At 61.1% G+C, this 24,385-nt stretch carries 18 protein-coding genes and 1 tRNA gene; 11 read left to right on the top strand and 8 right to left on the bottom strand.

Annotated elements, in window-relative coordinates; all coding sequences use genetic code 11:
* Positions 1-11 precede the first annotated feature (11 nt).
* The 3 genes from ABNU55_RS08635 to ABNU55_RS08625 all read left to right on the top strand — a co-directional run bounded on the left by ABNU55_RS08635 (position 12) and on the right by ABNU55_RS08625 (position 4,302).
* Positions 12-1,439 (top strand): hypothetical protein, encoded by a 1,428-nt coding sequence (locus ABNU55_RS08635; RefSeq protein ID WP_290754472.1) that lies wholly within the window; start codon positions 12-14, stop codon positions 1,437-1,439.
* Positions 1,440-1,533: 94 nt separating this feature from the next.
* Positions 1,534-1,956, top strand: a complete 423-nt coding sequence (gene msrB, locus ABNU55_RS08630; RefSeq protein WP_290754473.1) for a peptide-methionine (R)-S-oxide reductase MsrB — start codon at positions 1,534-1,536, stop codon at positions 1,954-1,956.
* 171 nt (positions 1,957-2,127) lie between these two features.
* Positions 2,128-4,302 carry a S9 family peptidase gene (locus ABNU55_RS08625; RefSeq protein WP_290754474.1) on the top strand — a complete coding sequence of 725 codons (2,175 nt, stop codon included), beginning with the start codon at positions 2,128-2,130 and terminating at the stop codon, positions 4,300-4,302.
* A 217-nt stretch (positions 4,303-4,519) separates the two neighbouring features.
* Here ABNU55_RS08625 and ABNU55_RS08620 read toward each other — a convergent pair whose 3' ends face one another.
* The 6 genes from ABNU55_RS08620 to ABNU55_RS08595 all read right to left on the bottom strand — a co-directional run bounded on the left by ABNU55_RS08620 (position 4,520) and on the right by ABNU55_RS08595 (position 13,528).
* Positions 4,520-5,713: an OmpA family protein gene (locus tag ABNU55_RS08620; protein WP_348764317.1), complete on the bottom strand. Its 1,194-nt coding sequence runs from the start codon at positions 5,711-5,713 to the stop codon at positions 4,520-4,522.
* A gap of 261 nt (positions 5,714-5,974) precedes the next feature.
* A tRNA-His gene (locus tag ABNU55_RS08615) sits at positions 5,975-6,051 on the bottom strand.
* 77 nt (positions 6,052-6,128) lie between these two features.
* Positions 6,129-7,640, bottom strand: a complete 1,512-nt coding sequence (locus tag ABNU55_RS08610) for an NAD(P)/FAD-dependent oxidoreductase (protein WP_290753616.1) — start codon at positions 7,638-7,640, stop codon at positions 6,129-6,131.
* 54 nt (positions 7,641-7,694) lie between these two features.
* Complete coding sequence (locus ABNU55_RS08605) at positions 7,695-9,119, bottom strand: efflux transporter outer membrane subunit (protein ID WP_348764305.1); 1,425 nt, start codon at positions 9,117-9,119, stop codon at positions 7,695-7,697.
* Positions 9,116-12,256, bottom strand: a complete 3,141-nt coding sequence (locus tag ABNU55_RS08600; protein ID WP_290753611.1) for an efflux RND transporter permease subunit — start codon at positions 12,254-12,256, stop codon at positions 9,116-9,118. The genes ABNU55_RS08605 and ABNU55_RS08600 overlap by 4 nt, the downstream gene beginning before the upstream one ends.
* Before the next feature lie 12 nt (positions 12,257-12,268).
* Positions 12,269-13,528, bottom strand: a complete 1,260-nt coding sequence (locus ABNU55_RS08595; protein WP_290753608.1) for an efflux RND transporter periplasmic adaptor subunit — start codon at positions 13,526-13,528, stop codon at positions 12,269-12,271.
* Between the two features lie 142 nt (positions 13,529-13,670).
* Between ABNU55_RS08595 and ABNU55_RS08590 the strand changes: the two genes are divergently transcribed.
* The gene (locus ABNU55_RS08590; RefSeq protein WP_290753606.1) at positions 13,671-14,270 is read left to right on the top strand and encodes a TetR/AcrR family transcriptional regulator; all 600 of its coding nucleotides are present in this window, start codon (positions 13,671-13,673) and stop codon (positions 14,268-14,270) included.
* A gap of 58 nt (positions 14,271-14,328) precedes the next feature.
* A complete protein-coding gene (locus ABNU55_RS08585; RefSeq protein ID WP_290753603.1) occupies positions 14,329-14,955 on the top strand; it encodes an exopolysaccharide biosynthesis protein in 627 nt (208 codons plus the stop codon).
* Positions 14,956-14,958: 3 nt separating this feature from the next.
* On the opposite strand, the gene ABNU55_RS08580 is transcribed toward ABNU55_RS08585, so the two are convergent.
* Complete coding sequence (locus ABNU55_RS08580; protein WP_290753600.1) at positions 14,959-16,413, bottom strand: UdgX family uracil-DNA binding protein; 1,455 nt, start codon at positions 16,411-16,413, stop codon at positions 14,959-14,961.
* Complete coding sequence (locus ABNU55_RS08575) at positions 16,413-17,654, bottom strand: putative DNA modification/repair radical SAM protein (RefSeq protein ID WP_290753597.1); 1,242 nt, start codon at positions 17,652-17,654, stop codon at positions 16,413-16,415. The genes ABNU55_RS08580 and ABNU55_RS08575 overlap by 1 nt, the downstream gene beginning before the upstream one ends.
* Positions 17,655-17,874: 220 nt before the next feature.
* Between ABNU55_RS08575 and ABNU55_RS08570 the strand changes: the two genes are divergently transcribed.
* The 6 genes from ABNU55_RS08570 to ABNU55_RS08545 all read left to right on the top strand — a co-directional run.
* On the top strand, positions 17,875-18,060 hold the full coding sequence (locus ABNU55_RS08570; RefSeq protein WP_290753594.1) for a NepR family anti-sigma factor: 186 nt from the start codon (positions 17,875-17,877) through the stop codon (positions 18,058-18,060).
* Positions 18,061-18,163: 103 nt separating this feature from the next.
* Complete coding sequence (gene doeB2 / locus ABNU55_RS08565) at positions 18,164-19,384, top strand: N(2)-acetyl-L-2,4-diaminobutanoate deacetylase DoeB2 (RefSeq protein WP_348764304.1); 1,221 nt, start codon at positions 18,164-18,166, stop codon at positions 19,382-19,384.
* Positions 19,385-19,409: 25 nt separating this feature from the next.
* The gene (locus tag ABNU55_RS08560) at positions 19,410-20,633 is read left to right on the top strand and encodes an aspartate aminotransferase family protein (protein ID WP_290753589.1); all 1,224 of its coding nucleotides are present in this window, start codon (positions 19,410-19,412) and stop codon (positions 20,631-20,633) included.
* The gene (doeA, locus tag ABNU55_RS08555; protein WP_290753587.1) at positions 20,630-21,862 is read left to right on the top strand and encodes an ectoine hydrolase; all 1,233 of its coding nucleotides are present in this window, start codon (positions 20,630-20,632) and stop codon (positions 21,860-21,862) included. Before ABNU55_RS08560 ends, doeA begins: the two co-directional genes overlap by 4 nt.
* Before the next feature lie 28 nt (positions 21,863-21,890).
* Entirely contained in the window at positions 21,891-23,264 is a 1,374-nt protein-coding gene (locus ABNU55_RS08550) for an NAD-dependent succinate-semialdehyde dehydrogenase (RefSeq protein ID WP_290753584.1), read from the top strand.
* A 166-nt stretch (positions 23,265-23,430) separates the two neighbouring features.
* Positions 23,431-24,385: pilus assembly protein N-terminal domain-containing protein (locus ABNU55_RS08545; protein ID WP_348764303.1), on the top strand; the 955-nt coding region annotated here is incomplete at its 3' end.

Here is a 24,385-nt window from a genome sequence, read left to right as displayed (position 1 = left end):
GGGTCCCGACGATGACACTGAAACCGAAGTCCCTTTTCCTCTCGACCACGGCTCTCGCCCTGCTGGCGCTGCCCGGCGCAGCGCAGGAGAGCGCCCTGCCCGATTTCGGCACGACGGCAGATGCGTTTGCCGGCGACGAGGTCTGCAGCGACCCGCGTTTTGAGGGCCCCGGCATGGCGGACGCCCCGACCGGCGAGGCACGCCTGAAGGATGCCGATGACTGCGCGGCAGCCTATGAGGCTGGCGAGATCAGCCTGGTCGATGCGGAGGCCCAGGAGGCTGAGGCAGCACCGGCTGAAGAGACAGAAATCGAGGCGGAGACAGAGGCCAGCGCCGAAGTCGAGGCGGACACCGCCCCCGCCGCCGAGGCAGCGGTCGACGTTGACGCCGGTTCGGATGGCGAAGAAATCGATGCCGCGCCGGATGAGACGGCTATGGCATCGGAAGACGAGCAGAGCGAGACCGGCGAGGAGACATCTGACGTCGATGCCGACGAGCCCGCCGAAGAGGCCCCCGCCTCCATGGAAGAAGAGACCGCAGACGGGGCGCTGGCTGCCGATGAGCCTGAGGCCGGTGAGGCGCCCGTGACAGACTCGGCAGGCGATGAAGCCGGGGACGTTGTCACAACTGACGAGGCGGCCGACGAAGAAGCGGATCTGGCCACAGGCGATGAAGGCGAGGAGGAAGATATCAGCCTCGATGAAGCCGCAAGCGAGGATGAGGCCGCATCCGCCGAAGAGCCATCGCAAGCCGATGCCGAGGCCGATAAGAGCGAAGGGGCCGCAGACGCCGAAAGCTCAGAAGGCACGGAAGAAGACACCACCGATATTGATGTGTCCGCTGATGCAGATGCGGAGATTGAGGGGGCCGAGGATGCCAGCGAAGACGTAGGCGGCGACGCCGCTGACATCGCTGAAACGCCCGAAGCGGCGAGCGAAATGGAGACGCCCGCCGATGAGGCTGGCGAGGTCGACTTTGGCGACGATGCCAGCGTATTTGCCATGGATGGCGAATGCGACGACCCCCGCTTCATGGGCGATGGCATGACATCCACATCCCTGCTGGAGGAAGATATTGGCCACGACGCAACCGACTGCCGCACCGCCTATGAAGCCGGCCGCCTGTCGCTTCGCGATAGTGCCGGAACAGAGGCGGTGGAGAAGAAGGAAAACGCCGCGCGCACCCCGCAAGAGGCAGAAGACCCCTCCTCTGACAAGGTAAAGCGCGAGCCACAGACCGCGCCTGAGGGCATCGTGTTCAACGGCATCAATTTTGGCGATAATGAAAGCCAGTGGGCCGGTGATGGCGAGTGTGACGATCCACGCTTTGCAGGCGAGGGCATGACTGAGACGCCGCTTCTGGCGAAAGATGCCCATCACGATGCCAATGACTGCCTTGCCGCCTGGCGCACAGGCGGGTTGCGGCTGGCGGAGGACTAGTCGCCAGTCCGGGCAACATGTCGCCAGAGCCTGTTGAAAGCGGGCTCTGACCCCATATCTCGTGTGAAAGACCTCGAGACAGGAGTCATACGACATGCTGCCCCCAAAGCCCGCCGACAATTTCAAGCGCGTCAGCCGTTCCAATGAGGAGTGGCGTGAGCTGCTGACGGACGAACAGTTCCGCGTCGGCGTCAAGGACGGGACCGAACGTGCCTTTTCGCCCGGCAACCATAATGATGAGAAGCGCGACGGGCTTTATCATTGTGTGGGGTGCGATACCCCGCTCTGGTCGTCCGAGCACAAATTCGATTCCGGCACGGGCTGGCCGAGCTTCTACAAGCCTGTGCGCGACACGGCCGTCGAGACGAAGACCGACTTCAAGATGCTCATGCCGCGCAAGGAGTGCCATTGCGCCACGTGCGGACTGCATATGGGCCATGTCTTCAAGGACGGACCGCCTCCGACCGGTGAGAGATGGTGCATCAATGGTGTCGTGCTCAACTTCAAACCGGCCTGAACAGCGGCCCGCTGGACAGCTCTGAAAGAGCCGCTAGGGTTTCCGTTTCTCGATAAGAAACGGAGCCCTTTTTCCATGCGTCTGAGCTATCTGCTGGCGAGCGCCGCGAGCGCAGCCCTTCTGACAGGCTTCCCCTCTCAATCCGGAGCGAGCGAACCGAGTGATAATACAATGAATGAAACTGCTTCCGACACCCAGACAGCCGACGAAACCGCAACCGAAACGCCGCCAGCGGCCAAACGCGTGCCCGTGGAGATCGAACAGGTCGGGCGTACCCGGACCGACCCGTATCAGTGGATGAAGGACGAAAACTGGCAGCAGGTCATGCGCGACCCGTCCGTGCTGCGCGACGATATCCGTGAATATCTTGAGGCCGAGAACGCCTATACGAAGGCCGCGCTGGAAGACCCGACCGAGTCGCTGCGCGAAACGCTGTTGAAAGAGATGCGCGGCAGGATCAAGGAAGACGACAGTTCCGTGCCGGCCAAGGATGGCCCCTATGCCTATTATGTGCGCTATCGCGAGGGCGGCGAGTATCCGATCTTCGCCCGCCGGCCAGCCAGCCAGGCCTTCAGCGCGGATGCGCCGGAAACCATCCTGTTCGACGGCGACAAGGAAGCCGAAGGTGAGTCCTACTTCTCCATCCGCGGTCTGGACCAGTCGCCGGATCACACGCTGCTGGCCTCTGCGATCGATACGCAGGGCAGTGAGTATTATACGATCCGCGTGCGAAATATCGAAACCGGCGAAGCCGTTGGCGAGCCAATCGAAGGCACATATGGCAGCTTTGAATGGGGCGCCGACTCCAATCTGCTCTACTGGGTCGAGCGCGACGATAATGGGCGGCCGACCGCCGTCTTCCAGCGCAATCTGACCACCGGCGAAGATGTCGAAATCTACCGCGAGGAGGATCCGGGCTTCTTTGTGGGGGTCAGCAAATCTGAATCTGAAGACTTCATCTTTGTCGAGACGGGCGGTCATACGTCCGGCGAAGTCTGGTTCTTCCCCGCCGATGCAAAGGCACCCGAACCGGTGCTCATCGCCCCGCGCAAGGAAGATGAGGAGTATTCGGTATCGCACTGGAACGGTGCCTTCTACATCCTGACCAATGCCGATGGCGCGGTCGACTTCAAGGTGGTGAAGGCCCCTATCGAGACGCCGGGCCGCGAGAATTGGGAAGAGGTCATCCCGCACCGCCCCGGTACGCTTGTCCTGGGTCTCGATCCTTACAGGGACCATCTTGTCCGGCTGGAGCGTGCCAACGCCCTGCCCCGCATTGTCGTGCGTGAGCGCGAAAGCGGCGAGGAGCATACGATTGCCATGGATGAGAGCGCTTATGATCTGGGCCTTGGCTCCGGCGAATACGACTCCACCGTGATGCGTTACGAATACGCCTCCCCCGCACGGCCGGACCAGGTGTTCGACTATGACATGGCAAGCCGCGAGCGGACGCTTCGCAAGACACGCGAAGTCCCATCCGGCCATAATCCAGACGATTATGTCGTCGAACGGATCATGGCGCCGGCCTGGGATGGAGAGGAAATCCCGGTGACCATGCTGAGACGGGCCGACACGCCGGTCGACGGCTCGGCCCCTCTCCTGCTTTACGGCTATGGCTCCTACGGGATGACGATCCCGGCGAGCTTTTCCACCTCACGCCTGTCGCTCGTCGACCGGGGCTTTATCTATGCCATCGCGCACATTCGCGGCTCTCAGGCCAAGGGCTATCAATGGTATCTCGATGGCAAGCTCGACAAGAAGGAGAACACCTTCAAGGACTATGTCTCCGCCGGGCGTTACCTCGTGGACAATGGCTATGGGTCCGCAGGCCGGGTCGTTGGCCATGGTGGATCGGCAGGCGGGCTTCTCATGGGCGCTGCGGCCAACATGGATCCGGAACTCTTTGGCGGCATCATCGCGGCGGTCCCCTTCGTCGATGTGATCAACACCATGTCGGATGAGAGCCTGCCACTGACGCCGCCGGAATGGCCTGAATGGGGCAATCCGATCACGGATGGAGCAGCCTATGACACGATCATGGCCTATAGCCCTTATGACAATGTCGGCGACAAACCCTATCCGGCCATGCTCATCACGGGCGGCCTGTCCGATCCGCGTGTGACCTATTGGGAGCCGTCAAAATGGGCCGCAAAACTTCGCTATGAAGCGCCGGAGGGCGGGCCTTATTTCCTGCGCATCAATATGGATGCCGGCCATGGCGGCTCTACGGGCCGATTTGAAGGGCTAAAGGAGACGGCGATTGAATATGCCTTTGCGCTGGCAAGCGTCGGCCTCATCGACGATTACACCCTCGCCCGCGAAAGCAGATCAGGCGGCGGCGACTAAGGCCGTCCAGGACAACCCTTACAGGGAAAACAATTGAAAACACCGGTCATCATGACCGGTGTTTTTTTGTGGGCGCAATCAGCCGGGCTTTGAGGCCCCGGCGTCTCGCAGGTCTTTCGGTGCGCGGTGAACAGCAGATTTTTTCTGCGCGCAAATGAAAATGGCCCGGCAGATATCTGCCGGGCCATCCTCAATCTGATGTCAGATCAGACCGTTCCTAGCGAACGATGATCGTGACTTCCGAACGACGGTTCAGAGGCTCGCGGACACCGTCAGGCGTCTGCTTGGCCAAGTCGTTCTCGCCGCGGCCTTCCGTGGTGATCATGCTGGACGGGATGCCACGCTCGTTAAGAGCGGTCGCAACCGCAGTCGCACGACGCTCGGACAGGCGAGCGTTGTAGGACTGAGCACCCGAGGTGTCGGTGTGACCAACGATGGTCACCGAGTTCGGAGCGCAATCCTGACGGCCGCGAATGTTCGCAACAGCCTGATCGATCACTGCCGAAGCCTGGCTCGTGATTTCCGAGCGGTCCCACTCAAAGTAGACCACGAACGCCTGGTTCAGCGTCGAGCACGACGGCGGAGGCGGCGGTGGCGGAGGAGGCGGCGGCGGCGGAGGCGGCGGCGGCGGTGGCGGAGGTGGCGGCGGCGGAGGCGGAGGCGGCGGCGGCGGCGGAGCAGCCGGCGCAGCGAACTGATACCGCAGACCAACGGTCACGGAGTGATCCTGATACTCGCCGTCATAGGCGACCGGCTGGCCGAGCGCGCCCTGGCCGTCGAAATCAAGACCATCGGTTGCGAAGTATTTGTAGCCGATGTCCAGCGTGAGCTGCTCGGTCATCGCATAACCGATACCGGCGAGAGCCTGATAGGCCAGCGCGGTGTCGTCGTCGTTGAAGCCGTTGGCGTCATACGTGGTGACGGTGCCACCGGAGTTGAGGCCAGCGCGCAGGTTGGTTGCACGTGCGTCAACTTTGGCAAGACCGATACCAGCGCCGAGGTAGGGCTGGATCGCGCCACCGGCGTTGAAGTCGTAGATGCCGTTGAACATCACGTCATAGACGGAAGCTTCACCGCTGCCGCCCGGCTGGTAAGCCAGACCCGGAGCGGTCGGAACCGGAACAACACCTGCGCCGTTGATCACGCCGCTGACGTCAAGCGTCGTAGAGCGGTAACCAACGGTGGATTCGAGACGGAAGCCGTTGTCGAAGCCGTAGCCGAGACCGAGCTGAGCGCCAAAGCCGTCTTCGACGCTTTGATCACCACCCAGGGAGAGCGGCGAGTTACGCTCGGCGTCGCTGTCCAGCGTACCGTCGAAAGTGTAGCCCAGGTCAGCACGGCCATACCAGCCGTCCTGAGCATTTGCGACAGTCATAGCAGACGCCATGGCGGCTGCGGCTGTCGCGCACATAAGAGTTCTTTTCATACTCATCCCCTATTGTGAGCCGGGACGGGCACCATTGCCCACCGACCGCAGAGACTAACGGACCATTCCGTGTGACTACCCATCTATAGGAACTTGGTTCCCTAGACGAGAGCACAAGAACGGAAAATATTTGAAACTTCCAGTTTTTTCCAGAAAGCGAGGCGTAAATGCAACAATATTTCCGGGTCGCCTCACTTTTGTTCTCCATTCCATCCAGATTAGGACACAATTGGCTGTAGGGGAGAATGGTACCGCCTCTCCGGCTTGAACGGAGGACCTCTGGTTCCACAAACCAGCGCTCTAACCAACTGAGCTAAGGCGGCACTTGGCACGCACATACGACCAAGCGCGGCCCGGTTCAAGCGGGTTTGGCCACGCAGTGCAGTAAACCCCGCTTTCGCTATTCGGCCGCAATCGCCGCTGCTGCGTCGGCGTGTTTATCACTGAAGTATGGATCACCGGCACGACGGTATTGAAGAACACCGTCATCAAGCGGCGCATGCCGGATCTCGAAGATGTCCTGTATGTAGTTCTGGTTCAGCTTCCAGGGCGCGGACGTGCCCTGTCTGGGAAGCTTGTGAAGGGCTCGGGTCACATAGCCGGAAGAGAAATCCAGCCATGGCGCATCGCCCGGATCGCTTTCAGGAATGGGGCGCACTTCAACCGCACCGGTCTTGTCCATATGTTTTAGAAGACGCGTGACATATTTGGCGATCAGGTCTGCCTTCAGTGTCCAGGACGCGTTCGTGTAGCCGAATGTGACGACCAGATTGGGCACATTGGTGAACATGATGCCACGATAGCCGTGAAGCGAGGCCGGATCGATTCGGGCACCATCGACCTTGAGAACCGCGCCGCCCATGAATTCAAGTTGCAGGCCTGTCGCGGACACCACGATGTCGGCCTCCAGCTCCTGACCGGAGGAGAGTTTTATGCCTGTCTCGGTAAAGGTCTCTATCGTATCGGTCGTGATGGTCGCGTCGCCATCGCGCAGCGCTGTGAAAAGGTCGCCATCCGGAACGAGGCAGAGACGCTGGTCCCAGGGATTATAGTCCGGCGTGAAATGGGTCTCAATATCATGGCCTTCGCCAAGTTCCTCGCGGGCCATGCCGATGATGCGGTCCTTGACCTTGTCCGGCCGGCGGCGCGCCATCCTGAAGAACAGCATCTGGAGCAGCGTGTTCTTCCAGCGCGTCAGGCCATAGGCGAGCTTTTCGGGCAGAATCTTGCGCAGACCGAGCGCGATCCTGTCCTCTGCCGGGCGCGAGACGATATAGGTGGGCGAGCGCTGCAGCATGGTAACGTGCGCGGCGGTCTTTGCCATTTCCGGAACGAGCGTGACAGCGGTTGCACCGGAGCCGATGACCACGACCTTCTTGCCGGCATAGTCGAGATCCTCAGGCCAGGCCTGCGGATGGATCACCCGGCCGGCAAAACTGTTTTCGCCCGGAAAATCCGGCTTGTAGCCGCCCTCATAGGAATAATAGCCCGCACACATATGGAGCATACGGCAGGTGAGATCGCTCGTCTGACCGGTCGTCCTGTCGAGGATCGTCAGTGTCCAGACGGCCGCTTCGGAGTCCCAGCTTGCTTCCTGGACGAGGCTGTTGAAACGGATGTGCCGGTCGATGCCGTTTTCTGCTGCCGTCTCGCGCACATAGCTCAGGATGGATGACCCGTCGGCAATCGCCTTGCGCGCCTTCCACGGTTTGAAGTCATAACCGAGCGTGTGCATGTCGCTGTCCGACCGGATGCCCGGATAGCGGAAGAGGTCCCACGTCCCGCCAATGGCCTCCCGGCCCTCGAGAATGGCGTAAGACTTATCGGGGCAGCGCGCCTGCAGGTGGTAGGCGGCCCCGATACCGGAGAGGCCCGCCCCCACGATGATCACGTCGAAATCAGGTGTTGTCATGCCGCAAAGTAAACCGCGAAACACCTGCCTTGTCCATAGATTATGACGCAGGCGTCACGATTCAGGCGGTGTATCGGCCGCCGGCTGACGCTCCGGCCATGCCCCCAGCGCGCGGTAAACCGAGATCACATTGAGGTTGCGCACCAGATTGGCCTGGATCAGCTGCTGGCGGGCGTCATAGTAGAGCTGCTGCGAATCGAGCACCGACAGATAGTCGTCGACACCGACGCGGAAACGCTCGTCGGAAAGATCGCGTGTGACCTCGGTATCCTCAACCAGGCGGACCAGGGCATCGACCCGCTCATCGATCGTGCGGCGCACAGCCAGGGCATCGGCGGTGTCGCGGAAGGCTGCCTGGATCGCCTGCTCATAGCTGGCAAGCGCAATCTCACGCTGAGCCAGGGTGGCATCGAGATTGGCCTGACGCGCACCGGCATCGAAAATCGGCAGCGAGATGGACGGCCCGAAGGACCAGCCCCCAGATCCATCGAAGAGGTCCGACAGCTCGCGGCTGGAATAGCCCACCTGCCCTGTCAGAGAGACAACGGGAAAGAACTCCGCCCGGGCGACGGCAATATCGGCATTGGCGGCCATGAGCTGTCGTTCGGCGGACTGCACGTCCGGCCGCTTCAGAAGGATGAGCGAGGACTGGCCGACGGGGGGTTGCTCCGCCAGCGGGCTCGGCTCCAGTTTGGCCGCGGCATAGGTGCCTTCGGGAAGATCGGTGCCGACGGCGAAGCGCAGGGCGTTCAGGTCCTGATCGACGGCGGCGGCAAACTGCGCAGCCTGGGCGCGAGCCGTTTCAACGCTGGCAGATGCGCGGCGCACATCGAGCTCGGTCGCCACGCCTGCATTGAAAAGTTCCTGTGTCAGGTTGAGCGATTCAGACTGCACATCGACCGTGTCCTCGGCCAGTGCCAGCAGCGCCTTGTCCGCGGCAAGCTGCATCCAGATCTCGCCCACTGTTGCGGCGATGGAGATTTTCGCTGCCCGCTCACCCTCGGCCGAGGCCAGGTAGGACTGTAGCGCGGACTCGTTCAGCGCCGAGACGCGGCCGAAAAGGTCTAGCTCATAGGCGGTGATGGCAAGGCTCGCCGACGCGCCCTCATTGAAGCCTGCCCCATCGCCGCCACCAATATCGCCCGCCTCGGTGGCGCTGCCGCGCGCCGCAACGGTCGGCAGGAGCTGGGAACGGCTGATGCCGTATTGGGCGCGCGCTAGCTGCACATTGGCCGCCGCGATGCGGAGATCGCGGTTTTCATCCAGCGCGAGCGCGACCAGACGCTGAAGCATGTCAGCCTGATAGATGTCCTGCCAGTAGAGGGGCTGGACCTCCTGCCCCGCCGCATCGGTCACCGGAAGGGCGTCCGGGATTGGCGCTTCGGGGCGCTCATAGGGCTCCATCAGCGTCGTGCAGCCTGCAAGGGCCAGGGCAGCAAGGGCGCTGCCGGTTGATGCCATCAAACGAAGGGCTCTCATGCCTGGGCCTCCCCCGGGGTCTGTGTCACAAGGCTTTTCTCGCCTGTGAGTTTACGGATCATCACATAGAATAGCGGTGCGAACAGCAAGCCGAATACGACTGAGACGATAAGGCCGCCAAGGACAGCCGTACCGATGGCCTGGCGCCCCGCAGCGCCTGCCCCGGTGCTGAGCGCAAGCGGCAGAACACCGAAGCCGAAGGCAAAGCTGGTCATAAGGACCGGACGTAGACGCATGCGGACTGCTTGTTCGATTGCCTTGATAAGGCCGACGCCCTGCTGCTCCAGATTCCGCGCAAATTCGATAATCAGAATAGCGTTCTTTGAGGCGAGACCCACTGTGGTCAGCAGGGCCACCTGGAAGAAGACGTCATTATCGAGCCCGCGCAGGTGGGCCGCAAGGACGGCGCCTGCAACGCCGAGGGGCGCTGTCAGAAGCACGGCAACCGGAACGGTCCAGCTTTCATAGAGCGCCGCAAGACACAGGAAGACGAACAGGATGGAGAGAATGTAGAGAAGCGAGGCCTGGTTGCCGGCTTCCTTCTCCTGCTTACTGATACCTGTCCATTCCATGTCGAGACCGGGTTGCAGCTGGCCGACCAGCTCTTCCATCTTGTTCATCGCCACGCCGGAACTGACGCCTGGCGCAGGGGACCCCTGAATATTGAGTGCAGGAAAACCATTATAGCGCTGCAGCTGCGGGGACCCATAGGTCCAGTCGCTGGTCACGAGTTCTTCGAGCGGCGCCATCTGGTTTGACTCATTGCGAACATACCAATGGCCAAGATCGTCGGGCTGCATCCGGTCAGCAGCTTCACCCTGCACGTAGACGCGCTTGATGCGTCCACGGTCGATAAAGTCGTTGACATAAGTGCCACCAAAAGCGGTCGATAGCAGGCTGTTGATGCTTGAGGTATCGACGCCGAAAGCCTGCGCCTTCTGGTAGTCAATATCGATGTTGAATTGCGGTCCGTCGGCAAGGCCGTTCGGACGCACGCCAGTCAGTTCAGACTGCTGATTTGCGAGTCCCAGCAGCTGCCCCTGGGCCTGCATCAGCTCATCATGGCCGATACCGCCTGCATCCTGAAGATACATATCGAAGCCTGATGAGTTACCGAGCTCCTGAATTGGCGGGGGCACAATGGCGAAGATCTGGGCGTCCGTGCTCTGGCCGAAATGGCCGCTGGCAGCGCCAGCGATGGCAGACGCGGACTCGCCGGGACCAGTCCGCTCTGACCAGTCCTTCAACGCACCGAAGGCGATACCATTATTCTGTCCTCGCCCGGCAAAGCTGAAGCCGGACAGGGTGAAAAGGCCCTGCAGACTGTCTTCATGGGCGTCGTAATAATAATCGTGCACCTCATCCATGACCTCTGTCGTGCGCTCGAGGCTGGACCCCGGCGGCAGCTGGACGAGCGTAATGACGCGGCCCTGGTCTTCCTGTGGCAGGAAGGACGTGGGCAGGCGGACGAAGCCGAATGCTGTGATGGCCACAATGACGGCGAAAACCCCGGCAAAAATCCACCGGCGGCGCAGAATACGGTCGACGACGCCCCCATATCCCTCGCGCAGGCGATCAAATCCGTTATTGAACCACACTGCCGGCTTTTCCAGCAGACCAGGTTTCTCGCCTTCTTTCGGCTTTTTCAGAATGGTGGCGCAGAGCGCCGGCGACAGGATAAGCGCAATCAGGAGCGAGAGCGCCATGGCCGACACGATGGTCACCGAGAACTGACGGTAGATGAGACCCGCAGAGCCAGGGAAGAAGGCCATCGGGATGAAAACCGCAGAAAGCACAACCACAATGCCGATAAGAGCGCCGGTGATCTGTCCCATGGATTTACGGGTCGCCTCGACAGGGCCGAGGCCGTCTTCTTCCATGACGCGTTCGACGTTCTCAACCACCACGATGGCATCGTCAACAATGAGGCCGATGGCGAGCACCATGGCGAACATGGTGAGCGTATTGATGGAGAAACCGAGGACGAGCAGCCCTGCCATGACGCCAAGAAGCACGACCGGCACGGCAATCATCGGGATGAAGGATGCGCGCAGGCTCTGCAGGAAGACAAAGATGACGAGAAAGACGAGAACAATTGCCTCCACAAGCGTCTTCTGGACCTCGTGAATGGACGTCTGAATGAAGGGGGTGGAGTCCACCGGGAAGGCATAATCAATGCCTGCCGGGAAGTCCTGCGCGATACGGGCGACCTCTGCCTTCACCGCCTTTGCTGTGTTGAGGGCATTGGCGCCGGTTGCAAGAGAGACGGCAAAACCCGAAGCCGGATGTCCGTTGAACTTCGATGTAAACGAGTAGTTTTCAGCGCCGAGCTCTACTTCAGCTACATCACCAAGCCGGACCGAGCCCCCCTGGGGCGTTGTACGCAGGAAGAGATTGCGGAACTGCTCGGGCGTACTCAATAGAGACTGGAGCGTCACCGTCGCATTGATTTCCTGGCCTTCAACGGATGGTGCCCCGCCGAGCGCGCCAGCGGACACCTGTGTGTTCTGGGCACGGATTGCTGCGATTACATCGCCCGGCACGAGGTCAAACTGGGTCAGCTTGTCCGGATCGAGCCAGATGCGCATTGCGTACTGGGAGCCGAACTGACGGACCTGGCCCACACCGTCGGTACGGCCGATCGTGTCGTACATGTTGGTGCGGATATAGTCGCCAAGGTCAGTCTGGTCGTAGCTGCCATCCGGCGAATAGAGCGCTGTGATCAACAGAAAGCCCGCGCTCGCCTTGTTAACGGTCACGCCCTGACGCTGCACCGGCTCCGGCAGAAGCGGCGTCGCAAGCGACAGCTTGTTCTGGACCTGAACCTGGGCAATGTCCGGATCAGTCCCGGTCTCGAAGGTCAGCGTGATCGAGCTTTCGCCCGACGAACTGGAGGAAGACGAAATGTAATCGAGCCCGTCGAGGCCCGTCATCTGCTGCTCGATGACCTGGGTCACCGAGTCCTCGACCGCCTTGGCCGATGCACCCGGATAAACTGCGTTCACGGAAATCGTGGTCGGCGCGATGTCTGGATATTGCGACACAGGCAGGGCGCGGAGCGACATCGCCCCCGCCAGCATGATGACGATTGCAATCACCCAGGCGAAGACCGGGCGGTCGATGAAGAAATTTGCCATCGGGTCTGTCTCTTACTCTGGAGCGGTTTCTGTGTCGGCGTTTTTCACCGAGGCAAGCTCATCCGACGAGGTGCCGATGACCTGCACCGGCATGCCGGCCCGCAAATTCTGGAAGCCGCTGATCACAATCTGGTCACCTGCGGAGAGGCCCTCGGTCACAACCCAGTTGGAGCCGTTTGCTTCCTGAATGGTGAGACTCTTGCGGACGGCTGTACCATCGTCGCCAACCGCGAAGACGTATCCGTCCCCCTGCGGGGTCCGCTGAACGGCGCGTTGGGGCACGAGATAGACGTCATTATAGCTGCCCGCCGCAAAGGAGGCTTTCACGAACATGCCAGGAAGGATCAGATTGCCCGGGTTGGGAAACTGTGCGCGCACAATGACCGTTCCAGCTTCCTGATCAACACTGACTTCCGAGAATTCGAGCTGGCCTTCGACAGGATAGTCGTCTCCATTCTCAAACTCGAGTGTCACCGGGACGGCCGCAGAACGTCCGGACGTCGGCCCGACAGTCTCGATCTTGCCTTCGGCGACGTCACGTTTCCAGCGCAGGACCTGCGCGCTCGATGCAGTCATGTCGACATAGATGGGGTCGAGTTGAAGGACACGGGCGAGCGGCGTTGCCTGATTGGCGGTCACAAGCGCGCCTTCTGTCACCGCCGAGCGCCCGATCCGTCCGTCAATCGGAGCACGAACCTTGGTGCGGGCGAGATCGATGCGGGCGCGGTCCAGCGCAGCGCGCTGGATGCCGACATCGGCTTCAGCCTGTTTCTGCGCGGCGACGGCTTCGTCATAGGATTGCTGACTGACGGCGTTGATACCGGCAAGGCGTTCGAACCGTTTGGCGGTTTCACCAGCCGTGGCCGCTGTGGCCTGCGCACGCTCAAGCGCGGCCTGCGCGCTCTGCACGGCGGCGACATATTCATCAGCATCAATCTGATAGAGCGCCTGCCCTTCATTGACGAGCTCACCCTCAGTGAACAGGCGGCTTTCGATAAGGCCCGTCACCTGGGGGCGAATCTCAGCTTCGGCGTAGGGCGTGGCCCGTCCAGGCAGAGTGCGGACACTGCCGATGGATTGGGGCTCGATCCGCACCACCTCAACACGGGCGGCCTGCGGCTGTTGTTGCTGGGCGCCGCCGCCGCCCGCTTCCTGTCCGCCCTCCCCGCCGGCACCCTGTCCGCAAGCGGCAAGCGCGGCCAGACCAAGAGTGGCGAGACACGCCTTCACACCAGTATGGCGGGGCGATGGACGATAAACCTTCGAGACCATAATCAGTCCTTCATACGAGGTCGCGCGACGACTGGTTTTTTTCTGCGCGGCCCTTGCTTTTAGAATGAGCATTCTACTTATTGCTGCAGCGCACCAAGTCAATGAGTGAGGACAATTAATTTTGCAGTCGAAGCAGCCACCCATGACAGGCGGAGAAAAGCGGCGCCAGGCCCGTATCGAACAAGTCCTCGATGCTGCCGCTGACTGTTTTGTGGAATTCGGATTCCATCGTGCCGGCATGGCCAAGATCGCCGAACGCGCCCGTATGAGCCCCGGCCACATATATCACTACTTCGAGAACAAGGAGGCGATCATCGCCGCGATTGTCGACCGCGAGTCGGCGCGCGCGGCGGAGAGATTCGCCGAATTCGATGCAGTCGACTCAGCGCAGCTCGCCACTGTCATGACCGAGCGTGCCATCGAATCCATCGCCCAGAAAACCGATATCCTCCAGTCGGCACTGAACATGGAAATGCTGGCCGAATGTCAGCGCAATCCCGAAGTCGCCGAGATCATACAGCGTCATGACCGCTATATCCGCGATCAGCTGGCCCATCTTATTCACGACAAGCTGGGCCTGGACCGGGCCGAGGCGCGCACGGACATGATGATGGTGCAGTTCTCGGGCCTTGCGAACCGTCTGCTGCGAAACCCCGATCTCGACCTGAAAAACATCGTCGGCCTCATGCGCCAGACCATGCTCTCCATCCTGTCGCCTGCACCTGTCACAAAGGGCGAATGAACTTTCCCCCAGATTGCACGCTATAAGTGTATCATCGGCGAAAGAAGGACGTACCTCGATGAGCGAAACAGCCTCACGGGACAATCCGCTTGAAAACGTTCTTGAGCGGGCAATCAACGAAGTTGAAGGCGACAAGGTCACCTTTGGCGACATTCTGGACCTGTTCGGCTCGCGCTCCTTCGGGCCGATTATCGTCTTGCTCGGCATGCTTGTGACTGTCCCGCCCATCGGCGCCGTGCCTGGACTGCCCATGATTGTGGGCGTCATCATCATCCTCTTCACCGTGCAGATCGTCTTCGGGGCCAACCGCATCTGGGTACCCGGCTTCATCGAAAAGCGCTCGATCTCCAAGGACAAGCTCAAAAAGGCCGACGAGAAGGCAAAGCCTTGGCTGAAACGTATTGATGGGCTTGTTTCCGAGCGGATTACGATGCTCACGGGCCCCTGGGCGATCTATGCGTCTGCGGTCATCATTATCTTCCTCTCGCTATTGATGATTCCGCTGGAGCTGGTGCCGTTCGCCGTGGGCGTACCGGGCGCGGCGATCACGCTGTACGGCCTTGCCATCATGGCGCGCGATGGCGTCCTCATGCTGCTTGGCTATGTGCTGGCGGCTGTTACCGCCGCCGTTACCGTCGCCTTCGTCCCCTGGGGCCAATTCGCCAAATTCTTTGGCGGTGGCTGAAGATCAGCCCGCCTTGCGCGACAGGAGTGACTGCGCGCGGCCGAGATCCTGAACAAAGCGGCGATATTCCTCCTCTGCCCGCGCCCTGTCCGGCAGGCGTAGAAGATAGGATGGGTGCACGGTCGCAATGAGCTGGGTCCCCTCGCCAAGTTCCGTCAGCGCGCCGCGCAATTCCTTCAGGGCCACCGCCTTTCCAAAGACCCCGCGCAAGGCCGTGGCCCCAAGGCTGACGATAAGGTCCGGCTTGACGAACTGGCGCTCCAGATCGAGCCAGAACCGGCAGGTATCGATTTCCCCTGCATTCGGTTTCTGGTGCATGCGCCGTTTCCCGCGCGGGGTGAATTTGAAGTGTTTCACGGCATTGGTGACATAGGCTTTGTGCCGGTCGATCGCGGCTTCGCCCATCGCCCTGTCCAGAAGCTCGCCCGCTGGGCCGACGAAAGGCTTGCCGGCAATGTCTTCGCGGTCGCCGGGCTGCTCACCGATAATCATCAGCCGCGCCCCAGCCGGGCCTTCGCCGAAAACGGTCTGGCTGGCGCATTCATGGATCGGGCAGAGCGTGCATCTGGACGCCGCCCGGCGGGCCTCCTCCAGCGACTGGATACCGGCTGCATTCTCTTCCGGCAGGAAGGCCGACATGCGCGAGGCGCGGATATTGGCCGGGCTGGAGGGGGCAGCCAGCAGCGCGCCGGTGCGTTCGGAGGACTGTCTTATAAGACCGGGAATAAGCTCGGCCTCCGGCAGGTTCTTCCAGTATTTGGCCGGCATTTCCGACAGCATCGCACCGATCTTGAGCCGCGCGGGATTGAAGATGGACGCATAATAGGTGCGCCACTGATCCTCAATTGCGTCCTCGTCCGGCATCTGTGAACGGTCGGCCCCCTCGGCAAAGGTCATTTTTTCCCCATCCCAGCTGGCGCAGGCGTCCGGCGTCAGGATCGACCAGTCCATACCGGTGAAGCGGCGCACAAAGAAAGGCGCGGTGAGCGCCGTAATGCGATGATCCGGCTCAAACCAGCTCATGAAAACCTCGCGATCGCCGCGCTCTCCCACCTTCCGGAAGCGGACGAAGGCGTGCATCTTGTGGACATCGCGCCGGATCTGCTTGTCTGCGGCCTTCACCCAGAGGGCCGCATCATTGAGCGGATCAGACAGCGCCGCGCGGTCACGCTGCAGGTCCCATAATAGCTGATAGAGCCAGGCGAAACGCGCAGGATCGCGGTGGCAGACAACGCGGCGCGCCATGTCGACAAACGCCTTCGGCACGCGGATGCCGGGGGCTTCGCCCGGCGCAGACGCCTCCCCTTCGCTGACTGCGGGCGCGGCGAAAAGATCGGTCTCGCCCGCCGGGCCGGCCCATTTGACCGCCCCCGGCGGAACCCCTGTGCCCGCCAGCCGCCGCGCTGCCTCGCGCCAGCCATCAAAATCCGTCTCGGACGAAAGCGTCACCTGTTCCATCAGAGGAGCTGGAGCTGCTGCGGCGCCGGAACGAACCTGTCGCGCAGATGCGCAAGATCAAGCGTGCCGGCGGGGTGCCAGTCTACCGTTTCTATGAAGTCCCGGCAGGTTTTCAGTGAGTGCACGATCCGGGCGATATGATCGAGACGCAGATGTGTATGGCGGCGCGCGGCAAGTATGCGCTGAACCGATTTGGTCCCGAAACCCGGAACGCGAAGAAGCGCTTCCCGGCTGGCGCGGTTCACATTGACGGGAAAATGTTCGCGCCGCTCCAGCGCCCAGGCGAGTTTCGGATCGAGGTCGAGATCCAGCATGCCATCGCCGCGCGCCTCAAAGATCTCATCCTTTTCGAAGCCATAGAACCGCATTAGCCAGTCGGCCTGATAGAGCCGGTGCTCCCTCATCAGAGGCGGCTTGATAAGGGGCAGGTCGCCGGAACTGTCCTGAATGGGGCTGAACGCCGAATAATAGACGCGGCGCAGCTTGTAGCCGGAATAAAGCGAGGCGCTGGCTGTCATGATGTCCCTGTCCGAGGACTGGTCAGCGCCGACAATCATCTGCGTTGACTGGCCGCCGGGAATGAAACGCGGCGGGCGCGCCCTGCCCCGCTCCTTACGATCGTGCTGGCGGTCTTCAATGCCCCGCCGGACATTCGCCATGGCGGTGCGGATGACCGCCCCCGACTTCTCAGGCGCATAGGATTTGAGCGAGGCCTCGCGGGGCAGCTCGATATTTATCGAAAGCCTGTCTGCATGAAGCCCGGCCTGTTCGATCAGGGCAGGATCGGCCTCCGGAATGGATTTGAGATGGATGTAGCCGCCGAAATTATGCTCGACCCGCAGCTGGCGGGCGACCTCCACCATCTGCTCCATCGTATAATTGCCAGACCGGATGATGCCGGAAGAGAGGAAAAGGCCCTCAATATAGTTGCGCTTGTAGAAATCGAGCGTCAGCTTGACGATCTCCTCCACGCTGAAACGCGCCCGCTCAACATTGCTGGAGACCCGGTTGACGCAATATTTGCAGTCATAGATGCAAAAATTGGTCATCAATATCTTCAGGAGAGAGATGCACCGGCCATCCGGCGCATAGGCGTGGCAGATGCCCATCCCCTCGGTGGAACCTATCCCATTGGTCGAAAGTGAGTTTCGTTTCGCTGAGCCGGATGAGGCGCAGGACGCATCATATTTCGCGGCATCGGCCAATATAGCCAGACGGTCTATGAGCGTGCGCTTTCCCATCGACGGAACATAACACGAACATATCGCCCGTAAAACGGAATGTGCAGCGCATCTTCTCAACCCTATAGGATGTGCAGATCGCCAGCATTCACAACGGACTAAGGGTGAGCCTCAACCAGAAAATGAAGAGTTTATGGAATTCTGTTAACCATTGTTCCGCTATAAAATCGGAACGGTCTCGGAAGATAACTGTTTACTGGTTGAGCAATGAGACAGAACAATGACCGATATGCATGAGCACAGAAAAGCAAGACCGGTGAGCGTTGAAGAACGCCACGCCCGGCGTGCATTTCGCAATGCCATGTCGACCGGTCTGAAACGGACCTATGACCGCGTAGCGCAGAAGAATGTGCCGGACGAGTTCATTCAACTTCTGAGAGCTGCTGACGGCAAGGCCAAAGCCTGAGTCACTGCCCGCTTTTATGACCATTTTCGGTCAGTTTCAGTTCATTCAATTGTTTTTCCACAAGGCTCCTTGAAGCAAAGGGCTTAGTCTGTACGGTACGGTCATGTCGCGCCGAGGCTTCATCTTGCCCGAAGCATCCCCCTCCGACTGGCAGGCGCTCGTGTCTGCGTCGGCGGACTTCCGGCATGATCTTCACCGCCATCCCGAACTGACCTGGCAGGAGAAAGACACAGCCGAAATTATCCGCACATCGCTTGCGCGATTGGATATTGATTATCGTATCTGCGCAGGCACCGGCACTGTGGCAACACTCGCCGCTGGCGCAAAAGGACGACATGTCGGGCTTCGCGCCGACATAGACGCCCTTCCGATCAACGAGAGCACTGGGCTGGACTATAGTTCGTCCAGTTCAGGCTGCATGCATGCCTGCGGGCATGATGGCCATGCGGCTGCGCTGATGTCGACGGCGGCTTGGCTGAAACGCCATGAGGCCGAGCTGCCCGGCCCTGTCACGCTGCTCTTTCAGCCCGCCGAGGAAGGCGGGCACGGCGCGCGCAAGATGATCGAGGATGGCGCGCTGGACGGGCTCGACTGCATCTTCGGCTGGCATAACTGGCCGGCCATCCCCTTCGGAAAGGCTGTCTGCCCGGACGGCGCGGTCATGGCAGGCAACGGGACATTCCGGGTGACGCTCAAGGGCGCAGGCGGCCATGCGAGCCAGCCTGAAAACACGCGCGATCCTGTGCTCGCAGCCTCGGCCGTCACGATGGCGCTACAGCAGATCATTTCGCGCCGTATCACGCCCCAGAATGCAGCCGTGGTCAGTGTTACCTCCATCGAGGCGCCGAGCGGCGAAACCGTCATCCCTGACAGCGCAAAGCTCGCCGGCAGCATCCGGCTCGCCAATGCTGATGACCGACCCCTGATAGAGGGCCTTATCAGGGAAATCACCATCTCCCAGGCCAGGGCCTATGGCGTCGAGGCAGAGGTCGAGGTTTTTCCCCGCTACGATGCGACTGTGAACCATCCTGCCGAAGCGGGCCGCATGCGCGAGGCGATCGCGGCCGACCTTGGCGAAAGCTGGCACTTTGAGAACATTCCGGTGCCGATCATGGCGTCGGAGGATTTTTCCTATTATCTCAAAGAGATACCGGGCGCCTTTGCGCTGATTGGCGCCGATGATGGCCAGGGCCATCACGAGCCCTGCCATTCGCCCCGCTATGACTTCAATGACAGGCTGCTGCCGATTGTGACGCGCATCTATGCGCGCCTTGCCGGCGCGCCGCTGCCCGAACAATCCACATTTCTGAACGACCGAACCTAAACACAAATTCCGAGGAGAGACCGACATGGACCTATTTGAACGCTGGGAATCGAATGTCAGGGGTTACGCTCGGACTTACCCGACCGTCTTCAAGTCCGCATCGAACGCCCGCCAGACCGACGAGGCCGGCAAATCCTATATCGACTTCTTTGGCGGCGCTGGCGTGCTGAACTTCGGGCACAATAATCCGAAGATGAAGGAAGCGATCATCGAATTCATCCAGTCAGACGGCATTCCCCATAGCCTCGACATGATGACGACGACGAAGCGCGACTTCATCGCCGCTTTCACCGAGACAATCCTGGAGCCGCGCGGCTGGGATTACCGGATGCAGTTCACCGGCCCGACAGGCACCAATGCCGTTGAGGCCGCCCTGAAACTCGCCCGGCGCGTCACTGGCCGCAAACAGGTCATCGCCTTCACGAACGGCTTTCACGGCATGACGCTCGGCTCGCTGGCCGCGACGGCGAACGCCTATTTCCGCAATGCGGCGGGCGTGCCGCTCAACCATGTCGAACGCCTGCCTTTCGGCCATCCGCTGGAGGGTATGGAAGAAGCCTATGCCGACCCGTCATCCGGCTATGAGCCGCCTGCGGCGATCCTCATTGAACCGATCCAGGCTGAGGGCGGGGTCAATGTTGCCGACGAGAAATGGCTAAAGGAAATCCGCCAGTTCGCGCGCGACCGCGGTGCCCTGTTCATTCTGGACGACATTCAGGCCGGGTGCGGGCGTACCGGTTCCTATTTCAGCTTCGACGGCATGGACCTCGACCCCGACATCATCACCCTGGCCAAGGGGATTGGCGGTTTCGGCACCCCGCTCGCCATGAACCTCAACAAGCCGGAACATGACAAGCACTGGTCGCCGGGCGAACATACCGGCACCTTCCGCGGCCAGGGCATTTCCTTCATCGCGGGCAAGGTCGCCATGGACTATTTCCGCGATGACAGCTTCATGGCCGATGTCCGCCGCAAGGGCGAGATCATGGAGAAGCGGCTGAAAAAGATGGCTGGCAAGGGTATGGAAGTGCGCGGCAAGGGCATGATGCAGGGCCTCGACACCAAGGATGGCGCCTTTGCCAAGAAGGTGGTCGCCGAATGCTTCGAGAACGGCCTGCTCATTGGCGGCTGCGGCAGCGAAGGCCGGGTGGCCAAACTCATCCCGCCGCTCACCATCGACGATGCCGACCTCAAGGAGGGCCTCGACATCATGGAAGCGGCCATGCAGAGCGTGATGGAGCCAGCATGAAGCAACGCGATGATATGACCTTCCCGCCGGAGGAGTATGTCCGCCGTCTTGAAGGCCTGCGTGAGCGTATGAGGAGCCGCCGGCTCGATGCTGTGGTGATCTCGGACCCCGAGAACATCATGTACCTCACCGATTACCAGACCACCGGCTATTCCTTCTTCCAGGCGCTGGTGGTGCCGCTGGACGGCGACTGTTTCATGGTCACACGGAACATGGAGGAGTCCAATGTCCACGCCCGCACATGGGTTGAGAAGACCCGGCCCTATGCGGACAATGGCGATGCCATCCAGCGGCTCATCGAGGCGCTGCGCGAAGCCGGGCTCTACAATTCGACTGTCGGCTATGAGCGGAACTCCTACTTCCTGCCGGCCTATCAGCAGGACCGCTTCCACTCGGCCTATACCGGCGGGCGTCTGCTCGACTGTTTCGGCATTGTGGAGGAAGGACGCGTCTGCAAGTCGAAGCACGAAATCGAGATCATGAAGAAGGCCGCCCGCGCCACCGAAGCGGGTATGAAGGCCGGGATCGAGATTGCGAAACCCGGCGTCACCGAGAATGAGATCGGGGCGGCCATCTCCGCCGCTATGTTCGAGGCGGGCGGCGAGCCGCCCTCGGTCATGCCCTATGTGACCTCTGGCCCCCGCTCCATGATCGGCCATGCCACATGGGAAGGGCGCACCGTGCAGGAGGGCGAGCATGTGTTCCTGGAGGTTGGCGGCTGCTACAGACGCTACCACACAGCCATGATGCGCACGGTCGTAATGCAGGACAAGCTCTCGCCCTCCATGCGCAGCGCAGAGGAGCAAATGCAGAAAGCACTGCTGGAGCTGCGCGAACGTGTCCAGCCGGGCCTGACTGTCTCGGACGCCGACAAGATTGTGCGCGACATCATTTCCGATGGCTCGCATGGCGGCTCACTGATTACACGGTCGGGTTATTCCATCGGGATCGCCTTCCCGCCAAGCTGGGACGAAGGCTATATCCTGTCGCTCATGCAGGGCGACCCGCAGATCCTGAAAGAAGGCATGACCTTCCATATCATTCCGTGGGTCTGGGGCGTCGATGGCGACAAGACGGTCGGCATTTCCGACACCTTCTACGTCACAGAGAATGGCTGCGAGAGCTTCTTCAGCCTGCCCGAGGAATTCACGCTGAAAGGCGGCGGCGGAAAATCGTCCGCGCCAGCCGCCCCGAAGAAGAAAAGCCAGCCGGCCCCCGCGGCCGAATAGACAAGACCCAGGTCTTCAGGAGAAGAGAATGCTGAAAGCCGTCAATCCGGCGACCGGCCAGACCGTTCGTGAAGTCAAAACCGACACGGCCGCTGAAGTCGAACAGAAGATCGCAAAATCGCTGACTGCCTTCCAAGACTGGAAGGAGACCTCATTCGAGACGCGCGCCGCCCTTCTGCGCAAGGTCGCGAAATACATGCGTGACAATGTCGAGACGCTCGGCCCGGTCATGACCGAGGAGATGGGCAAGCCCAGCAAGGAAGCGCGCGGCGAAGTCGAGAAGTCGGCCTGGTGCGCGGAGCATTATGCAGATCATGCGGAGGGTTACCTGACGCGTCAGGTGCTCGAGTCCGATGCGACCCTGTCCTATGTCCAGCACCTGCCGCTGGGGCCCATTCTTGGCATCCTGCCCTGGAACGCGCCGTTCTGGCTGGCTTTCCGCTTTGCCGCACCGGCCCTGATGGCCGGCAATACCTGCCTTATGAAACATGATCCGCATGTGCCGGGCTGCGCCGAAGCGCTGGAAAAGTGCTTTACCGAAGCCGGTGCGCCCGAAGGACTGTTCCAGGCGCTCTATCTGGAGACGCCGGCCGTCGAGCCGGTGATCCGCGACAAGCGCGTGCGCGGGGTCTCCTTTACAGGGTCGTCCAAGGGCGGCTCTGCGGTTGCGGGGATTGCAGGTTCTGCGATCAAGCCAGCTGTGCTGGAGCTTGGCGGGTCCGACCCGTCCATCATCCTCGCAGACGCCGACCTCGACAAGGCAACCGATGTGCTGACCCTGTCGCGCATCATCAATGCCGGCCAGTCCTGTATCGCGGCCAAGCGGATCATCGTTGAAGACAGCGTCTACGATAAGGTCGAGGCGCTGATGAAGGAAAAGCTCGGCGCGCTGAAGGTGGGCGATCCGGTCAGCGCCGACACTGATGTTGGCCCGATCGCGCGGCCGGACCTTCGCGATGAGCTGCACAGGCAGGTTCAGGAGACAATCTCCCAGGGGGCGGACTGTCTTCTGGGCGGGGAGCTGCCGGATCGGGATGGCTATTTCTATCCCGTCACCCTGCTCTCAAATGTGAAGCCCGACATGTGCGCCTTCAATCAAGAGACGTTCGGTCCGGTCGGCGTTCTGGTGCGCGCGCGTGACGAAGCCCATGCGCTGGAGCTGGCCAACGATACTGATTACGGCCTTGCCGCCAGTGTCTGGACAAGCGCCGAACGCGGCGAAGCGATGGCGAGGAAGATCGATACCGGACAGGTGAGCGTCAACGGCATTGTGAAGACCGATCCGCGCCTGCCGAGCGGTGGCACAAAGGCCTCTGGCCTTGGCCGCGAACTTGGACCGCACGGAATCCTGGAATTCGTCAATGCCCAGCAGGTCTGGATCGGCCCTGCCAAACCTGCCTGAGGCCGAAACGCCCATCGAAAGTCCTGACAGACCTTGATCAGGATACGGTAAATTTAACGCAAGTTTTCCCGGCTCGTTTCAGTGGGGCTTCAAGCCTGTCCCCTAGAGCTGTTGGCTGACGGCCCGCAAGAATTGCGGCCAGCAGACAGCGGCTCAGAGGCACAGAATGACGTCCAAAACCTGTCAGATTCTATCGGTTGCGATAGCCATGCTCGCGCTCTCGGTACCGGGCGCGGCAACCGCATCGCCGCATGCGACCCAATCTGCCCTGCCTCAGACTGTGCCGGCAGGCACCTCTCCGCTGCAGAGCGACCTGACCGTTGTTGTAAATCGCTCCACGCCGGTCGCTATCAACCGTCCATTTGCGCGGATTGCGATTTCCCAGCCCGAGATCGCCGACGCGTCCCCGACCTCTGACAACCGGCTCTATGTCCGCGGGCGCTCCATCGGCTCGACCAATATTCTGGTCTATGATGAGGCTGGCGACCTCATTGAACTGATCGATGTGCGCGTTGAGCACGACCTTGGCGCGATCCGCAATGACATCGACGCGCTCTTTCCAGACATAGATCTCGAGCTGCGCACGATTGCCCAGCGTCTTCATGTGCGCGGCGAGGTGCCGGACGATGAGACGGCCGCAGAGATCATGCAGGTCGCGGCCAGCTACGCCCCCGACGCAGTCATTGATGCCCTGGATGTGAACAGCCCCCAGCAGGTGATGCTCGAGGTGCGCTTCGTTGAAGCCTCGCGCGAAGATGTGACCGAGCTTGGCATCGGCAGCGAAGTCGGCCGCGCGGGCGACTTTCTCTTTGCCACCGGGTCGGGCCTGCTTTCAGGTGGTGCGCCGCAGTCGATCCTCAATATTCTGGGCGGGTCCGGCGGCGTGAACATCGATTTCTTCCTGGAAGCACTGGAGGAACGCGGGGTGATCCGCACGCTTGCAGAGCCGAATCTGGTGGCCCGGTCGGGCGAGACGGCGAGCTTTCTGGCGGGCGGTGAATTCCCCGTGCCGGTGGCCGCCGATGAAGACACGATCTCCATCCAGTTCCGAGAGTTCGGCGTGAGCCTCGAATTTACCCCGCGCATCCTGTCGAACAACAAGATGAGCCTGGAGGTCAGCC

The organism is uncultured Henriciella sp. (assembly GCF_964005855.1).
Lineage (GTDB): Bacteria > Pseudomonadota > Alphaproteobacteria > Caulobacterales > Hyphomonadaceae > Henriciella.
Note: the sequence above shows the minus strand (reverse complement) of the source record. Positions and strands in the feature narration are given on the sequence as shown.